The sequence below is a fragment of the Lentzea sp. NPDC036955 genome, assembly GCF_055608005.1.
Map to the genome: position 1 here is coordinate 615,782 of NZ_JBVJRC010000005.1, position 17,463 is coordinate 633,244.

General features: G+C 69.4%; 15 protein-coding genes and 1 tRNA gene. 8 read left to right on the forward strand and 8 right to left on the reverse strand.

Translation table 11 applies throughout. The annotated features are described in order from the left end of the window. Window positions 1-64: 64 nt before the first annotated feature. From ACZ7CF_RS20180 to ACZ7CF_RS20190, 3 genes are all read left to right on the forward strand, one after another. Window positions 65-547: a MarR family winged helix-turn-helix transcriptional regulator gene (locus ACZ7CF_RS20180; protein WP_470370254.1), complete on the forward strand. Its 483-nt coding sequence runs from the start codon at window positions 65-67 to the stop codon at window positions 545-547. Beyond that, a complete protein-coding gene (locus ACZ7CF_RS20185) occupies window positions 544-738 on the forward strand; it encodes a hypothetical protein (protein ID WP_458430469.1) in 195 nt (64 codons plus the stop codon). Before ACZ7CF_RS20180 ends, ACZ7CF_RS20185 begins: the two co-directional genes overlap by 4 nt. Before the next feature lie 137 nt (window positions 739-875). Beyond that, window positions 876-3,026 carry an esterase-like activity of phytase family protein gene (locus tag ACZ7CF_RS20190; RefSeq protein WP_470370255.1) on the forward strand — a complete coding sequence of 717 codons (2,151 nt, stop codon included), beginning with the start codon at window positions 876-878 and terminating at the stop codon, window positions 3,024-3,026. A 70-nt stretch (window positions 3,027-3,096) separates the two neighbouring features. On the opposite strand, the gene ACZ7CF_RS20195 is transcribed toward ACZ7CF_RS20190, so the two are convergent. Further along, on the reverse strand, window positions 3,097-3,309 hold the full coding sequence (locus ACZ7CF_RS20195; protein WP_470370256.1) for a hypothetical protein: 213 nt from the start codon (window positions 3,307-3,309) through the stop codon (window positions 3,097-3,099). Between the two features lie 349 nt (window positions 3,310-3,658). On the opposite strand from ACZ7CF_RS20195, the gene ACZ7CF_RS20200 reads away from it, so the two are divergent. The 3 genes from ACZ7CF_RS20200 to ACZ7CF_RS20210 are packed head-to-tail and all read left to right on the forward strand — an operon-like array spanning window position 3,659 to window position 5,535. Beyond that, on the forward strand, window positions 3,659-4,495 hold the full coding sequence (locus ACZ7CF_RS20200; protein WP_470370257.1) for a hypothetical protein: 837 nt from the start codon (window positions 3,659-3,661) through the stop codon (window positions 4,493-4,495). Window position 4,496: 1 nt separating this feature from the next. After that, window positions 4,497-4,829, forward strand: coding sequence for a hypothetical protein (locus tag ACZ7CF_RS20205; protein WP_470370258.1), 333 nt, complete (start codon window positions 4,497-4,499; stop codon window positions 4,827-4,829). Then, window positions 4,801-5,535, forward strand: a complete 735-nt coding sequence (locus ACZ7CF_RS20210) for a prolipoprotein diacylglyceryl transferase (RefSeq protein ID WP_470370259.1) — start codon at window positions 4,801-4,803, stop codon at window positions 5,533-5,535. The genes ACZ7CF_RS20205 and ACZ7CF_RS20210 overlap by 29 nt, the downstream gene beginning before the upstream one ends. 28 nt (window positions 5,536-5,563) lie before the next feature. Here ACZ7CF_RS20210 and ACZ7CF_RS20215 read toward each other — a convergent pair whose 3' ends face one another. Beyond that, window positions 5,564-6,355: a hypothetical protein gene (locus ACZ7CF_RS20215; protein ID WP_360395482.1), complete on the reverse strand. Its 792-nt coding sequence runs from the start codon at window positions 6,353-6,355 to the stop codon at window positions 5,564-5,566. Between the two features lie 328 nt (window positions 6,356-6,683). On the opposite strand from ACZ7CF_RS20215, the gene ACZ7CF_RS20220 reads away from it, so the two are divergent. Beyond that, window positions 6,684-7,097 (forward strand): DUF6292 family protein, encoded by a 414-nt coding sequence (locus tag ACZ7CF_RS20220; RefSeq protein ID WP_360395483.1) that lies wholly within the window; start codon window positions 6,684-6,686, stop codon window positions 7,095-7,097. Window positions 7,098-7,374: 277 nt separating this feature from the next. On the opposite strand, the gene ACZ7CF_RS20225 is transcribed toward ACZ7CF_RS20220, so the two are convergent. Further along, window positions 7,375-7,605, reverse strand: coding sequence for a hypothetical protein (locus ACZ7CF_RS20225; RefSeq protein ID WP_360395485.1), 231 nt, complete (start codon window positions 7,603-7,605; stop codon window positions 7,375-7,377). 160 nt (window positions 7,606-7,765) lie between these two features. Beyond that, window positions 7,766-7,840 (reverse strand) — tRNA-Arg (locus ACZ7CF_RS20230). 149 nt (window positions 7,841-7,989) lie between these two features. On the opposite strand from ACZ7CF_RS20230, the gene ACZ7CF_RS20235 reads away from it, so the two are divergent. Next, complete coding sequence (locus ACZ7CF_RS20235) at window positions 7,990-8,898, forward strand: cation diffusion facilitator family transporter (RefSeq protein ID WP_360395487.1); 909 nt, start codon at window positions 7,990-7,992, stop codon at window positions 8,896-8,898. A gap of 251 nt (window positions 8,899-9,149) precedes the next feature. Here the strand turns inward: ACZ7CF_RS20235 and ACZ7CF_RS20240 are convergent, their stop codons facing one another. From ACZ7CF_RS20240 to ACZ7CF_RS20255, 4 genes are all read right to left on the reverse strand, one after another. Next, window positions 9,150-13,382, reverse strand: a complete 4,233-nt coding sequence (locus ACZ7CF_RS20240; protein WP_470370260.1) for a GH92 family glycosyl hydrolase — start codon at window positions 13,380-13,382, stop codon at window positions 9,150-9,152. A 498-nt stretch (window positions 13,383-13,880) separates the two neighbouring features. Then, window positions 13,881-15,755, reverse strand: a complete 1,875-nt coding sequence (locus tag ACZ7CF_RS20245; RefSeq protein ID WP_470370261.1) for an acyl-CoA dehydrogenase family protein — start codon at window positions 15,753-15,755, stop codon at window positions 13,881-13,883. Between the two features lie 156 nt (window positions 15,756-15,911). Continuing rightward, window positions 15,912-16,613 (reverse strand): DUF305 domain-containing protein, encoded by a 702-nt coding sequence (locus ACZ7CF_RS20250; protein ID WP_470370262.1) that lies wholly within the window; start codon window positions 16,611-16,613, stop codon window positions 15,912-15,914. Then, on the reverse strand, window positions 16,613-17,434 hold the full coding sequence (locus ACZ7CF_RS20255; RefSeq protein WP_470370289.1) for a DUF3105 domain-containing protein: 822 nt from the start codon (window positions 17,432-17,434) through the stop codon (window positions 16,613-16,615). Before ACZ7CF_RS20255 ends, ACZ7CF_RS20250 begins: the two co-directional genes overlap by 1 nt. Between the last annotated feature and the right edge of the window lie 29 nt (window positions 17,435-17,463).

A 17,463-nucleotide genomic window follows, 5' to 3' on the forward strand; every position in this document is an offset into this window, starting at 1 on the left:
GCCGAAAGTATGCCATACAGATGTTCTGCTGAGCAGACGTTCTGTTCGGGCTAGCATTGGTCGGGTGACCGCTCTCGACGAAGACTTCGGCTGGACCCTCGGCGTGGTCTTCCGCGCCTACGTCAAGGCCACCGGCGCCGCGGTCGGCGACCTGCCCGGCGGCCACCGCGGCTACCAGGTCCTCACCGCCGCGACCCGCGACCGGCCGGAGAGCCAGTCCGCGCTGTGCCAGCAACTGGGCATCGACCGCACGGTCATGACGTACCTCCTCGACGACCTCGAACGCGCCGCGCTGGTCACCCGCAGGCCCGCCCCGACCGACCGCCGTACGCGCCTGGTGGTGGCGACGGACGCCGGCCGCGCACGCCTGGAGGACCTCGACCGGCGGCTGCGGCACGCCGAGGCGCACGTGCTGTCGGCGTTGCCGGAAGAGGAGGGGGAGACGTTCAAGCGGCTGCTGTGCCGGTTGGCCGGGCACGTGAACTCGCTCGACCCCGTGCCGAGCGCGTGCCAGGTCGTGCAGGACATCGCGGCGAGCACGCCGTGAGCCCCGACCTCGCGAAGGTGGTGTACGTCGGCATCGCGTTGCTGGTCGCGGTGGCCGGTGGGCTGGCCGCGGTGGCGGTGCGGAGGCGGGACGGGCACAGCGGGTTCTGGCTGTGGACGACCGGCGCGTGGGTGTTCGTGATCGTCGGGTTCATCGGTGTGCTGGCCTTCATGAGCGCGGGTCTGCTCTAGTCGTCCGGACCCTGTCGGCAGCCCTGCTGACCCCTGCGGATCAGCCGGTGTTCACCCCGCCGACGCCTCACCCGTTCACACTGCGCGCCTCCCGACCTCTCCGAGGAGGACCAGTGGTCCGGTTGTGCACAGGCCTGGTGGCCTTGCTGTTGCTGGTGACGGCCGCGCCCGCCGCGGCGGCGGCACCGGCGCGTTTCCAGCGCTTCGACACGATGCCGGTGTTCCGCAACAGCTCCGCGGCCGAGCACACCGCCGCCGAGATCGCCGCCGCCACCGCGGACGGCGCCCTCGTCGTCTACACCGACTCGCCCGCGCGCCGGATCGGGTTCGCCAAGCCAGGTCGCGGGATCACCCCGGACGGCGTCCTGCCGATGCCGGGCGAGCCCACGTCGGTCGACGTCGTCGGCACCCTCGCGCTCGTCGCCGTGAACACCTCGAAGTCGTACACCGAGCCGTCCGGCGTGCTGGTCGTCGTCGACCTGGCGCGGCGCACGGTCGTGGCCACCCACGAGCTCGGCGGCCAGCCCGACTCGATCGACATCTCGAAGGACGGCCGGTACGCCGCCATCGCCATCGAGAACGAGCGCGACGAGGACCTCGACGATGGCGAGATCCCGCAGCTGCCCGCCGGTTTCCTCACCGTTGTCGACCTGGCCGGCGCCCCGGCGGCGTGGAAGCTGCGCGAGGTCGAGCTGACCGGTCTCGCCGAGGTCGCCCCGTCCGACCCCGAGCCCGAGTACGTGAGCATCAACGGCCGCAACGAGGTGGCCGTGACGTTGCAGGAGAACAACCACATCGCGGTCGTCGACCTGCGCTCCGGCCGGGTCCTGCGCCACTTCTCCGCGGGCACCGCCACCATCGCCGGCGTCGACACCGAGGACGACGGCCGCATCTCGCCCACCGAGACCATCACCGCCGCCCGTGAACCGGACGCCGTCGCGTGGCTCGACGACCACACCCTCGCGACCGCCGACGAGGGTGACTACCGCGGCGGCTCCCGCACGTGGACGATCTTCGACGCCGGCACCGGCCAGGTCGTCTTCTCCTCCGGCAACGCCCTCGACCGGATCGCGATCAGGCAGGGCCAGTACCCGGACGGCCGCTCCGACAACAAGGGCGTCGAACCGGAGGGCCTGGCCGTGGCCACGTTCGGCCGCGACCGGTACGCGTTCGTGGGCCTGGAACGCGCCAACCTCGTCGCCGTCTACGACGTCAACAACCCCCGCGAACCCCGCTTCCTGCAAGTCCTCCCGACCGGCGTCGCGCCGGAGGGCCTGCTGCCGATCCCCGCGACCGGCACCCTCGTGGTCGCCGCGGAGGAGGACTCGGACGGCATCCGCTCGTCCCTGACCGGCTACCGGCTGACCCGCACCCCGCTCGCCGTCTCGCTGGCCCACAACCGGGGCACCCCGTCGATCGTGTCCGACGGCATCGGCTTCGGCGCCCTGTCCGGCCTTTCCGGCATCCCCGGCAACGCGCGCGACGTGGTCGCTGTGACCGACTCCGCGTACACCCCGACCCGCGTCCTGACGATCGACACCCTCGCCGCTCCGGCCCGCGTCCGCCGGGAGCTCGTGCTGACGAAGGACGGCGTCGCCGCCGGCTACGACGGCGAGGGCATCGCCGCTCGTGCCGGTGGCGGCTACTGGCTCGCCGTGGAGGGCGACGGCAAGAAGTCGCCGAACCTGCTGGTGGAGGTCGCCGCCTCCGGTGCCGTGGTGCGCGAGGTCCCGCTGCCCGCCGCTGTGGCGGCCACGGCGACGGGCAACGGCTTCGAAGGCGTGACGGCCATCGGCACCGGCTCCTCCGAACAGGTCTGGCTCGCCGTCCAACGCGAGTGGAAGACCGACCGGCCCGGCCAGGCCACCCTCGCCCGCTACACCCCGGCCACCGGCGAGTGGGCGTTCGCGGCCTACCCGCTGGACGCCGCGTCACCCGGCACGTGGATCGGCCTGTCCGAGGTGACCGCCCTGGACCCCCGCACGCTGCTGGTGCTGGAACGCGACAACCAGCGCGGTGACGCGGCACGGGTGAAGAAGGTCTACCGCGTCGACATCGGCCGCCTCACCCCCGCGGCCGCCGGCGCACCCAAGCCGGTGGTGTCGAAGACGCTGGTCCGCGACCTGCTGCCGGCACTCGCGGCCGACGGTGCCGCGGTGCACGACAAGCCCGAAGGCCTCGCGGTGGTCGGGACGTGGCCGTTGCGGCGGCTGGTCGGCGTGGTGGACAACGACGGGGTGGACGACGCTCCGGGCGAGTCGGTGTTCCTGCGGCTCGGCCGCGTCTGAGCGTTCGCGCACGTGGCGGAAGGGCCGTCGCCGGGTGCGGTGACGGCCCTTCCGCGTTCAACGCCGCGGGTCAGGCTGCCGGCAGCGGAGTCCCGTGGACCACGACCGGTCCGAGCTCGATCGAACCGAGGTCGAGTGCCCACCACGTGGCGCCCGCCAGCAGCACGATGACGGCCAGCGCGACCAGGAACCGCAGCAGCGCCGACCAGCTCCTCGTCAGCCGGTGCACCAGGGCCGGCCATGAGGTGGGGTCCTTCTCGTCATTCTTCTTCTTCGTCGCCATCGGTTCCTCCCTGGCCGAACAGCCCCGTTCTGACACCTCAACTGAATACACGAAGAAGCAGCTCACGCCTACTTCTGAAAGCGCTTGGGCAACAGGCACAGAATGTTGTCGAAATCTTCTGCACAACTGATGGACAACTTCGTTCCGCGCTCGGCAACTTGGTGAGAAGTTGTGGTCGAGATCGGCAAGTTCTCGGCAACTTCGCGCAGTCGTGGCCAGTTCACGCCCACTTCCCTGACCACTTTTCGGACACCGGCCGAGTGGAACAGGTGTCGCCGAGTGGATCGTGCGAAGATCGGCTAGGATTTCGCTCCCCACCGGCCTTCGCGTGTTCGCCGAGGAGTTCTCGATGGCGGTTCTCACCGAGTCGTCCCTGCACAAGAAGCTGGGTTTGCGCGGCCAGGGCATCGCCCACGTCCGGCAGACCACGCTCGGGGCGTCGTTGCACATCGGTCCGGACGACGACGACCTCGTCGTGCTCGTCAAGCTGCACTGGCACGTCGGCCGGGCGATCGATGCCCTGCCCTACGACGCCGTGGCCCGCGAGGTGCTCCGGTACGCGTGCAACATCCCCCGTGACGCCGAGATGAACCCGCTGAACTGCCGTGATCGCCTCCTGCTGCTCGAACAGCGCAAACGCGGGCAGCAGCGCGGCTGGGCCAGGAACACCCACCAGACGAAGCTGGCCGAGCGCGTGAAGGAGATTTGGGTGCAGCTGCAGCGCACGCCCAAGCCGCCGATGCCGGAGGAGCTGGTCGAGTCGGAGGTCCGCGCCGAGCGCCGGTATGCGAAGTCCGGCGTCGCCGGAATCAGAATTGAAGTTCCGGCGGACATCGTCGATGATTTGCTGTGGGACGCGAACACAGCGGATGTGAAGGGAATCGAACGGCTGCTCCCGCGGATGGAGCTGTTCTTCGAGGTCGGGTCGTCCGGTTGCCTGGTGACCGTCAGAACGGAACGCCACGAGCAGCTGCCGGTTTTCACGAGCCGGGAGCGGTTCGAGGAGTTCACCGACCCTTCCCGGAGGTGGGGGAGGGAGCCGGGGCGGGTGCTGCTGGAACTGCTGGAGCCCTATCCCGAAGTCGGTTTGTCGCTGAACCCGATCCTCGGCGGACATCGGCACCTGCACTGGACGGGACAGGACGTCGCACGACTCAGGAACGAAATGCGGAACAAGGAGGCCTGAGGTGAACGGGTTCTCGGTCGACCTCGGTGAGCTGGACGCGGCGGGGCGGCAGTTCCGCGGCCTCGCGGACGACGTGCGCGGCCACGTCGCGTGGAAGTTCGGTGTGGACACCGAACGCTGGCCCGACGACGACCCGCTGCGCGACGCGGTCGACGTCTACCAGCGGAGCCTGATCGCGGCGAGGGACCGCCTGTGCGCGCGCACCGACCGCGTGGCGGCGCTCTTGCAGGAGACCGCGGACAACTACCGCAGGCTGGACGACGTCGTCGCCCAGCGGCTCAGCTCGGTGAGAGCAGGTGACGCGCTTGATCGAGGGAACTCCGGGCTCGCCTGACGGCGAGGAGACCGCCGGGCACGGCCGGCCCGCTGGGCCGGGGGTTCCGGAGCAGGCGCCGGGAAGTCCGAGCAGGCTCCGCCTCGTCGCCGAGTCGGGCGCGGCCCAGCGCGAGCCGCTGGAGGACGCCGCTGAACGCGTCCGGGGCATCGACACCACGCACTGGTCGAGCGCGGCGCGGGATGGCTACCTCCGCCGCCGCGACGAGCTGGCCGGGCAGTGGCGTGCCGCGCTGGACGTCCACAGGGCGGTCAGCGAACGGATCGGCGAGCACAGCACGTTCGTCCACGAGCTCCGGCACCTCTGGGCGGCCTACGACAAAGATGAAGACCAGCAGCGGCATTTGCAGGCGCTGCACGACACCAAGGCCGCCGAGCTCAAGCAGTTCCTCGTGGAGCAGGCGGAGAAGCTCGACCGGCTGGCCCTCGCGCCGGACCCGGTCGGGGTGCCGGACGAGGCGGAGCGCCCCGCTCAGCCACCGGAAGCACCGCCGAGCGCCGAGCACGAGGAGCCGGAGAACGGGGACCAGGAAGAACCCGCCGAGCCGGACGAGGCACCCGACGATCCGGCGCAGGACGACCCGGCGGCGGACGACGGGCCGGTGGCGACGTTCGGGCAGCAGCTCAGAGAACGCGAACTGCTCACCCGGCAGCTGCACGACGGCAACCGGGTCGAGCGCATCCCCTACGACGGGCTGGTCACGTGAGCGGCCGGCCCGCTCCGGTCGTGCGGTGCTACGCCGGGTTCTCCGCGACGGCGAGGTAGTCCGTGTAGATCTGCGGCGAGCCCGAGAACGAGGCCAGCTGCTTCCACTCCTCGTACATCTGCTTGGTGTCGCGGTGGGCGGCCGCGAACTCCGCGGCCTCGCCGGTGGCGATGTCGGGCTCGGGGTAGAAGACGTCCAGCGCGTCGAGGCTCGCGATCTCCATCATCATCACGTACTGGTCGAGGCGGTTGCCCCGCTCGCCCTTGAGCACGTGGAACCGCCAGTCCGGGTAGTCGTCGATCCGGTGGTGGTTCTCGGCGATGAAGCGGTCGAACACCTCCTCGGTCACGCCGGCGCGCAACGCCAGGTTGTGGATCCCGACGACCCTGGCGACGGGCTCCTCGCCGGGGCGGTCGCGGTAGCGGGGGCCGGGCGTGACGGTGCTCCGCGGGTTGTCGGCCAGCAGCCGGTAGTCGGTGAACAACGTCGGCAGCTCGCCGTACGTGCCCAGCCGCCGCCACCGCGCCAGCACGGCCTCCGCCTCGGGGTGCCGCGCCCAGAACTGCCGCGCCTGCTCGGTCTGCTCACCCCTGGCCGTGACGTAGCGGTCGCGCTGCTCGGCGCTCTCGATCTCGTACAACATCAGGTACTGCCCGGTCCGCTCCCCGCGCAACCCGCGCAGCAGCGTCCACCGCCACCCCGGGTACAGGGGCAGGTGAACGCCCTCAGCGCGCACGAAGGCCTCGAACTCCTCCGGCGTGACACCGGCCTCCGTGTCGATGGCGATGTACTGGAACGTGAACACCGACGAGCGTGTCATTGCGTCCAATCCTCGGGCCGGCAAGGGGAACGCGCGTCCGACGAGCACGACTCCCCGCACCACATCCTGCCAGTTCCCGGGCGACGGGAGGCGGTGCTGAGCCGCGGAGATGTGCTTGAGGCCAGCATCATCACGGCGGCAGCCACTGCCGTCCACGGTTCGGGCGTCAGCATGGTGCACCGGTCCGGGCAGCGCCTGCTCGGCTTTGCCTCGGTTACAGTGTGGGTGCAGGGTCGTTGATCGGCCTGTCCACTCGCTTCGTCACCTCCGCGGTCTGCATGCGCTCGGTCGCGGCTCCGCAGCGATCTGAGGAAGAAGACGGGTCAGCATGGTGGTCACCACGTCAGAGGGTACGCATTTGCTGTCCGGAGCCCTTGAGCGTTACGTGTTCAAGGTCGCCGAGGTGCTCTCCGTGCCGCGCGACGGTGTCAGCTTCGAGGTCACCGACACCGCCACGGCCTACATCGCGCTGGGCTGCCGTGCGGTGGCACATCCGAACCGCGATGTCATGCTCGTCTGGAGTGCGACGCAGGGATGGGCGGTGTCGATCGAGACCGGTCCCACGGAGCCGTTGATCGTGCTCGCCCGGCTTGCCGGCGACGTCGTGCAGGCTCCCGAGGCGGTGGCCGGGCTGGTGGCCGAGTCCATGACGCGGCCCGGTGGCGGTCGGTTGCCGGTGCCGGCAGCCCGGCCGCTGGGCTGGTCGGACCTCGCCGAGTGCATGGCGCGCTACGCGCCCTGACGCTGCACGACTGCGACCCGGAGTTCGCGCCGAATGGTGGGTCACGGTTTTGGGAACAAACCACTGTTTTCAGTCGATCACTCCGGATCGCCGTCGCCGACCCGCTTCACGACGACGTGGTGGGTGAATCCACTGTGGACTTCGTGGAGGCCGGTGCGCTGAACTCGCGCCATCGCCACACCCGCGTCGTGCCGCCCGCCGATCTGTCCGCACTGCACTGGAGCGTGCTGGGCGACGATCGCGGTGACACTCCACCAGGACGACGTCGTCGGTGTGCTCAGCGGTTCGAGGACGGGAAGCGGCCGTCCGGGCTGCCGAGCCCGACCAGGTCCGTGTACTGGTCCTGCCACGACCGTTCGGTCGCCAGCAAATCGGCGAGCCGCTGCACCCAGTTGTCGTCCACGGTCCGAGGGGCACCCGTCGCCAGGTGGCCGGCCGTCTCCTTGCGTGCCTTGAGCCATTCGGACAACGTGGGTTCCAGCGCGGGGCCGCCTTGTTCTTCCGGCATGGCTCACGACACTACGCGTGATGCGTGCACGTGTCCGGGTTCGTTCGGCCGGTCCTCGCTCGCTGCGCCATCGCTCGACGATGCTCAGCAGCGCCGTGACCAGCGCGAACAAAAATGGGAACAAGATCGCCAGCTACGGCTGACCTTGTTCCCGTCTTCGTGGTGCCCCCGGCAGGATTCGAACCTGCGCACCCGCCTCCGGAGGGCGGTGCTCTATCCCCTGAGCTACGGGGGCGCTACCAACACGGAAGATCCTAGCGCACGCCCGCACCACCCCCGCACACCCACCCCCATGAACCCCCGTCGGGTGGTGTCCGTCACGTCCGTCCCAGGTCAGGAATACGCCGGATTGCACTCATGCGCATGTCGCTATATGTTCCGAACATGGGTCACGGGCATGGGCACGGATCGGCGTCCGCGAGTGGGCGGCACGCCGGCAGGCTGTGGGTCGCGTTCGGGATCGGCGCGGTCTTCATGGTGGTGGAGTTCGTCGTGGGGTTCGCGACGTCCTCGCTGGCGCTCATCTCCGATGCCGCCCACATGCTCACCGACGTGCTCGGGGTCGGGATGGCGCTTGCGGCGATCATGGTGGCGCGCAGGGCCAAGGCGGGGAAGAACCGCACGTTCGGGTTCTACCGGGCCGAGGTGCTCGCGGCGCTGGCCAACGCGGTGCTGCTGTTCGGCGTGGCCGGGTACGTGATCTACGAGGCCGTGGGGCGGTTCCAGGACCCGCCGGCGGTGGCGGGGTGGCCGGTGCTCATCGCGGCGAGCCTCGGTCTTGCGGCCAACCTCGTGTCCTTCAGCGTGCTCAGGGAGGGCGCGAAGGAGAGCATCAACGTCCGGGGTGCCTACCTGGAGGTGCTGGCGGACCTCATCGGGTCGGTCGGTGTGCTGGTCAGCGCGCTGGTCACCATCACGACCGGGTGGAGGTACGCCGACCCGATCATGGGTGTGCTGATCGGCGTGTGGGTGCTGCCGCGGACGTACTCGCTGGCCAAGAACGCGCTGCACATCCTGTTCCAGCACGCGCCGGAGCGGTTGGACGTCACCGAGGTGCAGGCGGCGCTGGCCCAGTTGCCCGGGGTGGTCGAGGCGCACGACCTGCACGTGTGGACGCTCACCAGCGGCATGGAGGTGGCCTCGGCGCACCTCACGACGGCCGAGGACGCGGATCACGAGGACGTCCTCAAGGCCGCGCAGGTGCTCCTCAAGACCGAGTACCACATCGAGCACGCCACGCTGCAGGTCGAGGGCGGCTCGTCAGCGCAGCGGTGCCGCGAGCTTTCCTGGTGAGCTGACCGGCAGGGAGCGCACGAAGTCCTTCGTCGATGCGATGCCGGTTCGTGACGGAACGGGCCTGCGCTGTTCGGGTACCGAAACCCACGTCCTGCCTTGGGCGAACGGCACCACAGCGACCTCCCCAGTAACACCAACGGTTTGCCAAGATCCCACCGGACAACCTACCGCACCGGAAAGATCCGTTCAGGTGAACGGGAAAGGCCGCGCTCCGTGACGGAACGCGGCCTTTCCCGATCAGTTGGGCGTTACAGCCCAGCGCACTGTCCTGCCTTCGGCCCCTTGACGTCGTTCGGGAAGCCGTTGTTGACCGGCGCCGGGGTGTTGCCCGTGCAGGACAACGGTCCGCCGACGGTCGAGAACGCCACCACGGAGCCCGCCCTGTTGCCCGTCAGCGACACCGGGCCGCCGACCGCCGTGTTCTCGACGGCCACCTCGGCCGAGGAGCCGTTCACCGAGACCGGGCCGCTGACCCTGGTGCCCACCAGGACCACGGACGCGGCGTCCGCGGCCGACAGCGGGCCCTTGATCTCGCCGCCGAACACGTACAGCGTGGCGCCGCGGGCGACGGTCACCGGGCCGCTGATCGTGGCTCCGTCCACCTGGGTCACGCCGCTGACCTGCAGCGGGCCGCTGACCGCACCGGTCACCGTGGTGGTGGCAGCCCGCAGCGGCTTCGACAGCAGCTCGAACTCCGCCAGCGCCACGTCGCCGCTGAACTCCAGGCGGTAGAACGCGTACCGGCCCGGTGAGGCGATCTTGAACGACCGGGTGTACTGCTGCCACTGGAAGTTCTCACCGCTGCGCTTGTCGACGGTCGCCCAGGTCTTGCCGTCGTAGGAGGCCTTCAGCTCCCACGACGAGGGCGAGGCGCCGGTCTTCGCGTTGGTCAGCGTGTAGAACTCCGCCTTCTCCTTGGCGTCGGCGGGCTTGAGGTCGACCGTGCGGACCGTCGCGGAGGTCGCGGAGTTGTTGTCCGACAACGTCTCCACCGACAGGCCGGTGGAGACGTCGCGCAGCGGCGTGGCGACCTCGGTGCCCTTGGTGATCGACTCGGGTGCGTCGTCGGCGCCCGTGCCCCACTTCGACGGGGCGGGGCCCATGTCGAAGTCGATCGTCGCGCCGGCCGCGAGGACGTCGTGCGGCAGGGAGGTCTTGTTCCACGGCTTGCCGTTGACCTTGACGCCCTGCACGTAGATGTTCTTCGCGCTGTTCTTGGGCGCGTTGACCACCAGCTTCTTGCCGTTCTCCAGGTTCACCGTCGCCTTGGTGAACTGCGGCGAGCCGATCGCGTAGGCCGGCTTGCCCATCTGCAGCGGGTAGAAGCCCAGCGCGGAGAACAGGTACCACGCGGACATCTCGCCGTTGTCCTCGTCGCCGGCGTAGCCCTGGCCCTCCTGGCTGCCGACGTACAGGCGCGCCATGATCTCGCGCACCTTCTCCGCCGTCCGCGCGGGCTGACCGGCGTAGTCGTACATGTAGGCGATGTGGTGCGAGGGCTGGTTGGAGTGGCCGTACTGGCCCATCCGCACGTCCCGCGCCTCGATCATCTCGTGGATGACGCCGCCGTAGCCGCCGGGGAACTTCGCGGTCTCCGGCAGGGTGAAGAACTGGTCGAGCTTCTTCGCCAGCGCGTCCCGCCCGCCGTACAGGTTCGCGAGGCCCTGCCCGTCGTGCGGCACCGTGAACGCCATGTTCCAGCCGTTCGTCTCGGTGTAGTCATAGCGCCAGTCCTGCGGGTTGTACTTCGCCGGGTCCTCGACGCGCCACGACCCGTCGACGTTGCGGCCCTGGAAGAAGTCGATCCTCTTGTCGAACGTCAGCACGTAGTTGAGGGAGCGGTTGAGGAAGTACTCGTGCTCCTCCAGGTACCGCTTCTCACCGGTCTTCTCGTGCAGCGCCTTCGCCATCTGCGCGATGCCGTAGTCGTTGAGGTAGCCCTCGATCGCCCACGACCACGCCTCGTGCAGCTGGTCGTTGCCGGTCCAGCCGAGGAAGATCGACCGGTCCATGCCCTTGCGGCCGACGCCGCTGCTCGGCGGCACCACCGACGCGTTCTTCACCGCGGCCTCGTAGGCGGCCTTGGCGTCGAAGTTGCCCACGCCCTTGAGGTAAGCGTCCGCGAACGCCACGTCGGAGCTCGTGCCGGTCATCAGGTCGGCGTAGCCGGGGGAGGACCAGCGCGAGATCCAGCCGCCGTCCTTGTACTGCTGGACGAAGCCCTCGGCCATCTCACCCGCCTTGGACGGCGTGAAGAGGCTGTAGGCGGGCCAGGTCGTGCGGTAGGTGTCCCAGAAGCCGTTGTTGACGTAGATCTTGCCGTCCACGACCTTCGCGCCGGTCCGCGTCGGCGTCGAGGGACCGGTCGCGGGCGCCACCGGGGACGCGTACTGGACCTTGTCGCCGACCTTCTCGAAGCCCGAGTTCGGGTAGAGGTAGAGCCGGTACATGTTGGAGTACGTGGTGATCAGCTGGTCCTCGGACGCGCCCTCGACGCTGAGGATGCCGAGCACCTCGTCCCACGCGTTCTGCGCGCGGTCCCGGACCGACTCGAACGTGTCGGAGCCGCCGACCTCCTGCCGCAGGTTCGACTTCGCCTGGTCGACGGAGATCAGCGACGTGGCGATGCGCAGCTGCACGGTCTTGTCGGCGAACGAGAAGTAGCCGCCGACCGCGTCCCTGCCGGAGCCGGTGAGCTTCCCGCTCGCCGTCACGGCCTTGTCGACCTCGCCGTAGACGAACAGGCGCGAGGCGCCCGTGGAGAGGCCGCTCTTGACGTCCGAGAAGCCCGTGACGACGCCGGCGGCGGCGTCGAGGGTCAGCCCGCCGAGGTTGTTCACGTTGTCGAACACGAGGTTCTTCTCGCCCTGGTCCGGGAACGTGAACCGGAAGACCGCCGCGTGGTCGGTCGGCGCGATCTCGGCCTTCAGGCCGTTCTCGAAGGTCACGCCGTAGTAGTGCGCCTTCGCGACCTCGTTGTCGTGCTTGAACGGCAGCGCCCGCAGCGCGCGGTCCTGCGTCGGCGCCTTGTCCGACGGCATGACCTGGAACGTCTGCCGGTCACCCATCCACGGGCTCGGCTCGTGCGAGGCCGTGAACGCCTGCAGCGTCGGCAGGTTCTGCGCGTTGTTGCGCTGCTGGTACTCGTACAGCCACGACGTGGAGCCCGCGTTGGTCATCGGGGTCCAGAAGTTGAAGCCGTGCGGCACCGCGGTGGCCGGGAAGTTGTTGCCGCGCGAGAACGAGCCGTTCGAGTTCGTGCCGCGCGTGGTCAGCACGTAGTCCGACGGCTTCGCGTACTGCTTCTCGACGACGTCGCCGATGCGGATGTCGTCGACCCAGGCGCCGAACTCCGTCGGGCCCTTCGGACCGTCGTAGGCGACCAGCACCCGCTTGATCGTCTTGCCGGCCGCGACCGCGCCGATCGTCGAGGCGACCTTGTTCCACTGGTTGGTGTAGAGGAACTTGCCCGCGCCCTGGCCCTGCGGCGACAGCACCGCGCCGTGCCGGTCCACCGCCCCGAGGTCGCTCAGGTAGGTGCCGTCGGAGAACGCCAGGTCCACCGACGAGTACGTGCTCGGGTAGCTCAGGTTGTCCGTCACGAAGTCCGGGAAGATCATGTACGACAGCTCGGTCCGCGGCTCGACCTTCACGTCGACGTCGAAGACCTTGTTGTAGCTGTACGCCCGGCCCTCGGCGGTGTGACGGCCCTGGAAGCGGAACGACTTCACGCCCGTCCAGCCGACCCGCGCCTTGGCCGCGTAGCCACCCGTGGGCCCGTTGCCGACCACGCTGCGCATGTTCGGCGGCGGCGGGGTGGTGGAACCGTCGGAGAGCTGCACCTCGGCGAGCTGCACGATGTTCGTGGAGCCGTTGTTCAGCGTGATGTCGAGCTTGTAGTGCGTGAACGCCTTGGGTGCCGCGATGTCGTAGGTCTTGGTCTGGAAGCGCTCGGCGAACGCCTCACCGGTGCGGGTGTCGACGACGGTCCAGTCGGTGCCGTTGTCCGACCCCTGCAGGGTCCAGTTCTTCGGGTCGCGCTCGGGGGAGTCGTTGGCCGACGAGAGCGCGTACCTGCGGATCGTCTGCGCCTCGGCGAAGCGGAACGACGCCCAGCCGGTGGTGGCGAAGACCAGCCACTTGGTGTTGACGCTGCCGTCGACGAGGTTCTCCTTCACCTCGCCCGAGTCCGCGTTCTCACCGTTGGCCTTGACCTCCAGCACCTCGTCGGAGACGTTGCCGGGGATGCCCGAGCCGTCGGAACCGATCACGCCGGACGCCTTGGGATTGCCCGCCGCGTCGGTCTCGACCGCGTTCGCCCACGCTGGTTGCGGTTGACCGTCCTCAAAGGACGACGAAAAGCCCACTCCCGACTCCTCTGGTGCGGCGGCCGCGTAGCCGTTGGTGACGCCGCACACCAGTGTCGCAGTGATCGCGACGCTCAACAGAGTGGTTGTCCGTCTCTTCCCCAGTTGCCTCATTGCAACCCTTCCCGCCGCCGCCTTGCCTGCCCCGTTCGCGAGGCAGCGTTTCTGCACCTGACATCGTTGTCAAGGCGCGGGGCGGAACTTGTCCTCGAACCTGTCCTCTCCCGCGCGACACGGTGACCGAACCGGCGGCCCACGCAGCGACCGGTGCTGGGATCGCTCTCACGGTGTGCGGGGCGGACGGTTCGAACGGGCCGCGGTGGCGTCCGTGGTCGCGACGGGACCGAGGACCGCTCGTGAATTGGTCTTCGAAGTTACTCTCTGAGAGTAGTTGAGGGTGCCTCACCTGGTAATTCACTCATTTGTCGTATCCGTGAACTGCCGTTTGTGGCTTAGCGTTACCAGAACCTCCTCCTGGAGGGTGTTGTGTCCTTCCGTTGCAAGGGGAGCCGGTAGGGGGATGCGGGGGACGTAGCCCCCTACCGGCCGTGCACGGGGCAGGTGCCGCGCCCGCACCACCAAACCTGCCCCGTGCAGCAACGGACGGACGGCTCAGCGCGGAGTCGGGCGGTGGACGTTCTCCGCCGTCGACTCCCGGTGCGCCGAGTCCGCGATCCAGCTGCCGGGGGTGGACGGGTCGACGACGCCGTCCTCCAGCCAGGTGAACCGGCCGTTCATGACCTGGGTGGCCAGCGCCACGTCGGTGTCGTCGGTGTTCTTCCACAGCCGCTCGAACAGCTCGTCCACGCGCACCCGCGCCTGCTTGCAGAACGCGTCGGCCAGCAGCTGGGCGTCCGGATTCCGGTCCTGCACCGCCCGCACGCACGTCGCGCTGATCGCGAACAGCTCGGCCCCGATGTCCACGACCCGGCTGAGGAACCGCTGCTTGCGCTCCAGCTTCCCCTGCCACCGCGACATCGCGTAGAACGTCTGCCGCGCCAGCTTGCGCGCCGCCCGCTCCACGAACCGCAGGTGCCTGGCCAGCGGCCCGAACTCCGCGTAGCCCGCCGGGCTCTGCCCCTTGCCGACGACCAGCGTCGGGAACCACTTCGCGTAGAACCCGCCGGCCTTGGCCGCGGCCTTCACCTTGGCCTGCCGGTCGGCGTCGGGGTCGATGATGTCGCCGGCCACGCTGAGGTGCGCGTCCACGGCCTCGCGCGCGATCAGCAGGTGCATGATCTCGGTGGAGCCCTCGAAGATCCGGTTGATCCGCAGGTCCCGCAGCACCTGCTCGGCCGCGACCCCCCGTTCCCCGCGCGCCGCCTGGCTCTCCGCCGTCTCGTACCCGCGCCCGCCCCGCACCTGCACCAGCTCGTCCGCCACCAGCCACGCCTTCTCCGACGCGTAGAGCTTCGCCAGCGCGGCCTCGATGCGGATGTCGTGGCTGCCCGCGTCCGCGAGCTCGGAACTGAGGTCCAGCACCGCTTCCAGCGCGTAGGCCGTGGCCGCGATGTAGGCGATCTTGCCCGCGATGGCCTCGTGCCTGCCGACCGGCAACCCCCACTGCACCCGCTCGGTGCTCCACTCGCGCGCGATCTTGAGGCACCACTTGGCGCTGCCCGCGCAGAGGGCGGGCAGGCTGAGCCGGCCGGTGTTGAGGGTGGCGAGCGCGATCTTGAGCCCCGCGCCCTCCTTGCCGATGACGTTCTTCTTGGGCACCTTCACGTCGTGGAACCGCGTGACGCCGTTCTCCAGCCCCCGCAACCCCATGAACGCGTTGCGGTTCTCCACGGTGATGCCCTCCGCGTCCGCCTCGACGACGAACGCGGTGATGCCCTTGCCGGGCACCTGCGCCATGACGACCAGGAGGTCGGCGACAACACCGTTGGTGGTCCACAGCTTCACGCCGTTGAGCACGTAGTCGTCGCCCTCGGGCACAGCGGTGGTGCCGAGCCGGGCGGGGTCGGAGCCGACGTCCGGCTCGGTGAGCAGGAACGCGGTGATCTCACCCTTGGCGCACCGCGGCAGGAACTCCCGCTTCTGCTCCTCGTTGCCGAACATGGCCACCGGCTGCGGCACGCCGATGGACTGGTGCGCGCTCAGCATGGCGCCGATCGCCGGGTTGGCGCTGCCGACGAGCATCAGCGCCTTGTTGTAGTAGACCTGCGTGAGGCCGACGCCGCCGTACTCCGGCTTGATCTTCATGCCGAACGCGCCGAGGTCCTTCAACCCCTTGAGCACGTCGTCGGGAATCCGCGCGTCCCGCTCGATGACGGCGTTGTCGACGTGCGCCTCGGTGAACTCCCGGAGCTTCGCGAGGAACGCCTCGCCGCGCTCCCGGTCCTCCCGGCTGCCTTGCGGGTGGGGGTGGATGAGGTCGACGCGGAAGTGGCCGAGGAAGAGCTCTTTGCCGAAGCTCGGTCGCTGCCAGCGGGTTTCTCGGGCTTGCTCGGCGACCTGTCTGGCCGCGCGCTCGTCGACGGTCATGGTTACCTCCGAGTAGGGGTGTGACCCACGTTACTCAGGGGTAGGCGGATGTCCACCGGTCCGGAGGGTGAAAGCCGGTCCTCAACGGCCCGACGGCCAACGCAAAAGGCCGCCCCCTCCCGCGAAGGAGGGGACGGCCTGGAGGGACGACCAGGGCTACGGCAGCGGTGCGGCTCCGCGCTTCGCCAGGTAGTCCTTCATCAGCTCGGTCTCCGAGGACTGCGACTTCAGCATGTTCTCCGCGAGCGTGCGCACCGCCGGCTGGCCCGCGCGGGTCGAGGCGTACTCGGCCATCGGGGCGCCGCCGACGTGGTGGCGGAGCATCAGCTGCAGGAAGTACACGTCGAGGTCGCGGCCGGTCAGGGAGCGGAGCTTGGCGAGCTCCTCGGTGGTGGCCATGCCCGGCATGGCGGGCTTGCCCGGCTCGGCGGTGGTGGCGCCGTGGCCGTGGATGCCGGCGTCGTTCATCCAGGTCATGTAGACGCCCGAGACGTTCTGCTCGTGTTCGTTCCACATCATCAGCCAGCCCTTCATGCGGCCCACCTGTTCGAGCTGGGTGGAGGCGATGTCGAAGGCGAGCTGGCGGACGTCGGGGTCCGTGGAGCGGTCGCGGGCGATGTTGGCCATCTGGATGCCCTGCAGGTGGTGCATGGCCATGTCCTGGCAGAAGCCGACGTCGACCGAGCCCGAGGCCGGGGCGCTGCCGGTGGACGAGGAGCCGGGGAGCTTCACCAGCAGGCCGACGGCCGCGCCGAGCAGGAGCACGGCGAGGACGGCTGCGGTGATGACGAGGGTCCGGGCGACGCCTGAGGGACGCCCGGAGCCCACGACCACGACCTCGTCGGAGGTGTCCGGCATCAGCTGGACGGCGGCGTCGAGACCGAGCCCGACGGCGGCGTGCTGGCGTTCGGCTGGCCCTCGGTGGCGGAGTCGTCCTTGCCGCCGTCCATCGGGACGGCGTCGGCGCCCGGCTTCTCGGCCACGAACGGGGCCGGGTTCGACAGGAACGCCGTGTTCTCGCAGGACGCGCCGACCTCGGGGTAGGTGTTGGCGTTGCGCAGCAGCGAGGAGATGAACTGGTCGATGCGCTCGTCGTCGGCGGTGTCGACCTTCAGCTGGTGGCCCCAGGCCTGCAGCGAGATCGGCTTGTCGAGACCGGGGTACGGCGACATCATCATGTACGGGATGCCCTCGACCTTGGGCTTGAGCTTGCCCAGGACGTCGTCCTTGACCTGGTCCGGGTTGTACGCGATCCACACGGCGCCGTGTTCGAGGCCGTGGACCATGTTCTCGGTGCGGACGGCCTTGTCGTAGACGACACCGGTGCAGTCGGCCCACTGGCCGTCGTGCGGGCCGCCGAACGCGGGGGTCTGGTCGTAGGCGACGCGCTGGGTCGCCTCGACGTGGCGGGAGCCCTTGTACTCCTTCACGACGATGCCCGCGAGCTGCGTCGACGGGTCCTTGTTCGTGTCGGAGGGCTTCCACTTGGCCAGGGCGGCCTCTTTGACGTTCTGCTCGTGGATCTGCGAGTACGCGTAGCCGAAGACGCCGCCGGCGAGGCCCAGCACGGCGACTACCGCGATGATCGTGCCCCACGGCTTGGGCTTCTTCCCCACCACCGAGGAACGGGCTGCGGCCACGCTGTTGCGTGTGGCCTTCGTCTTCTTGCCGCTGGTCATGTCCGCCTCAGATGTCGTCCTGGTCAACC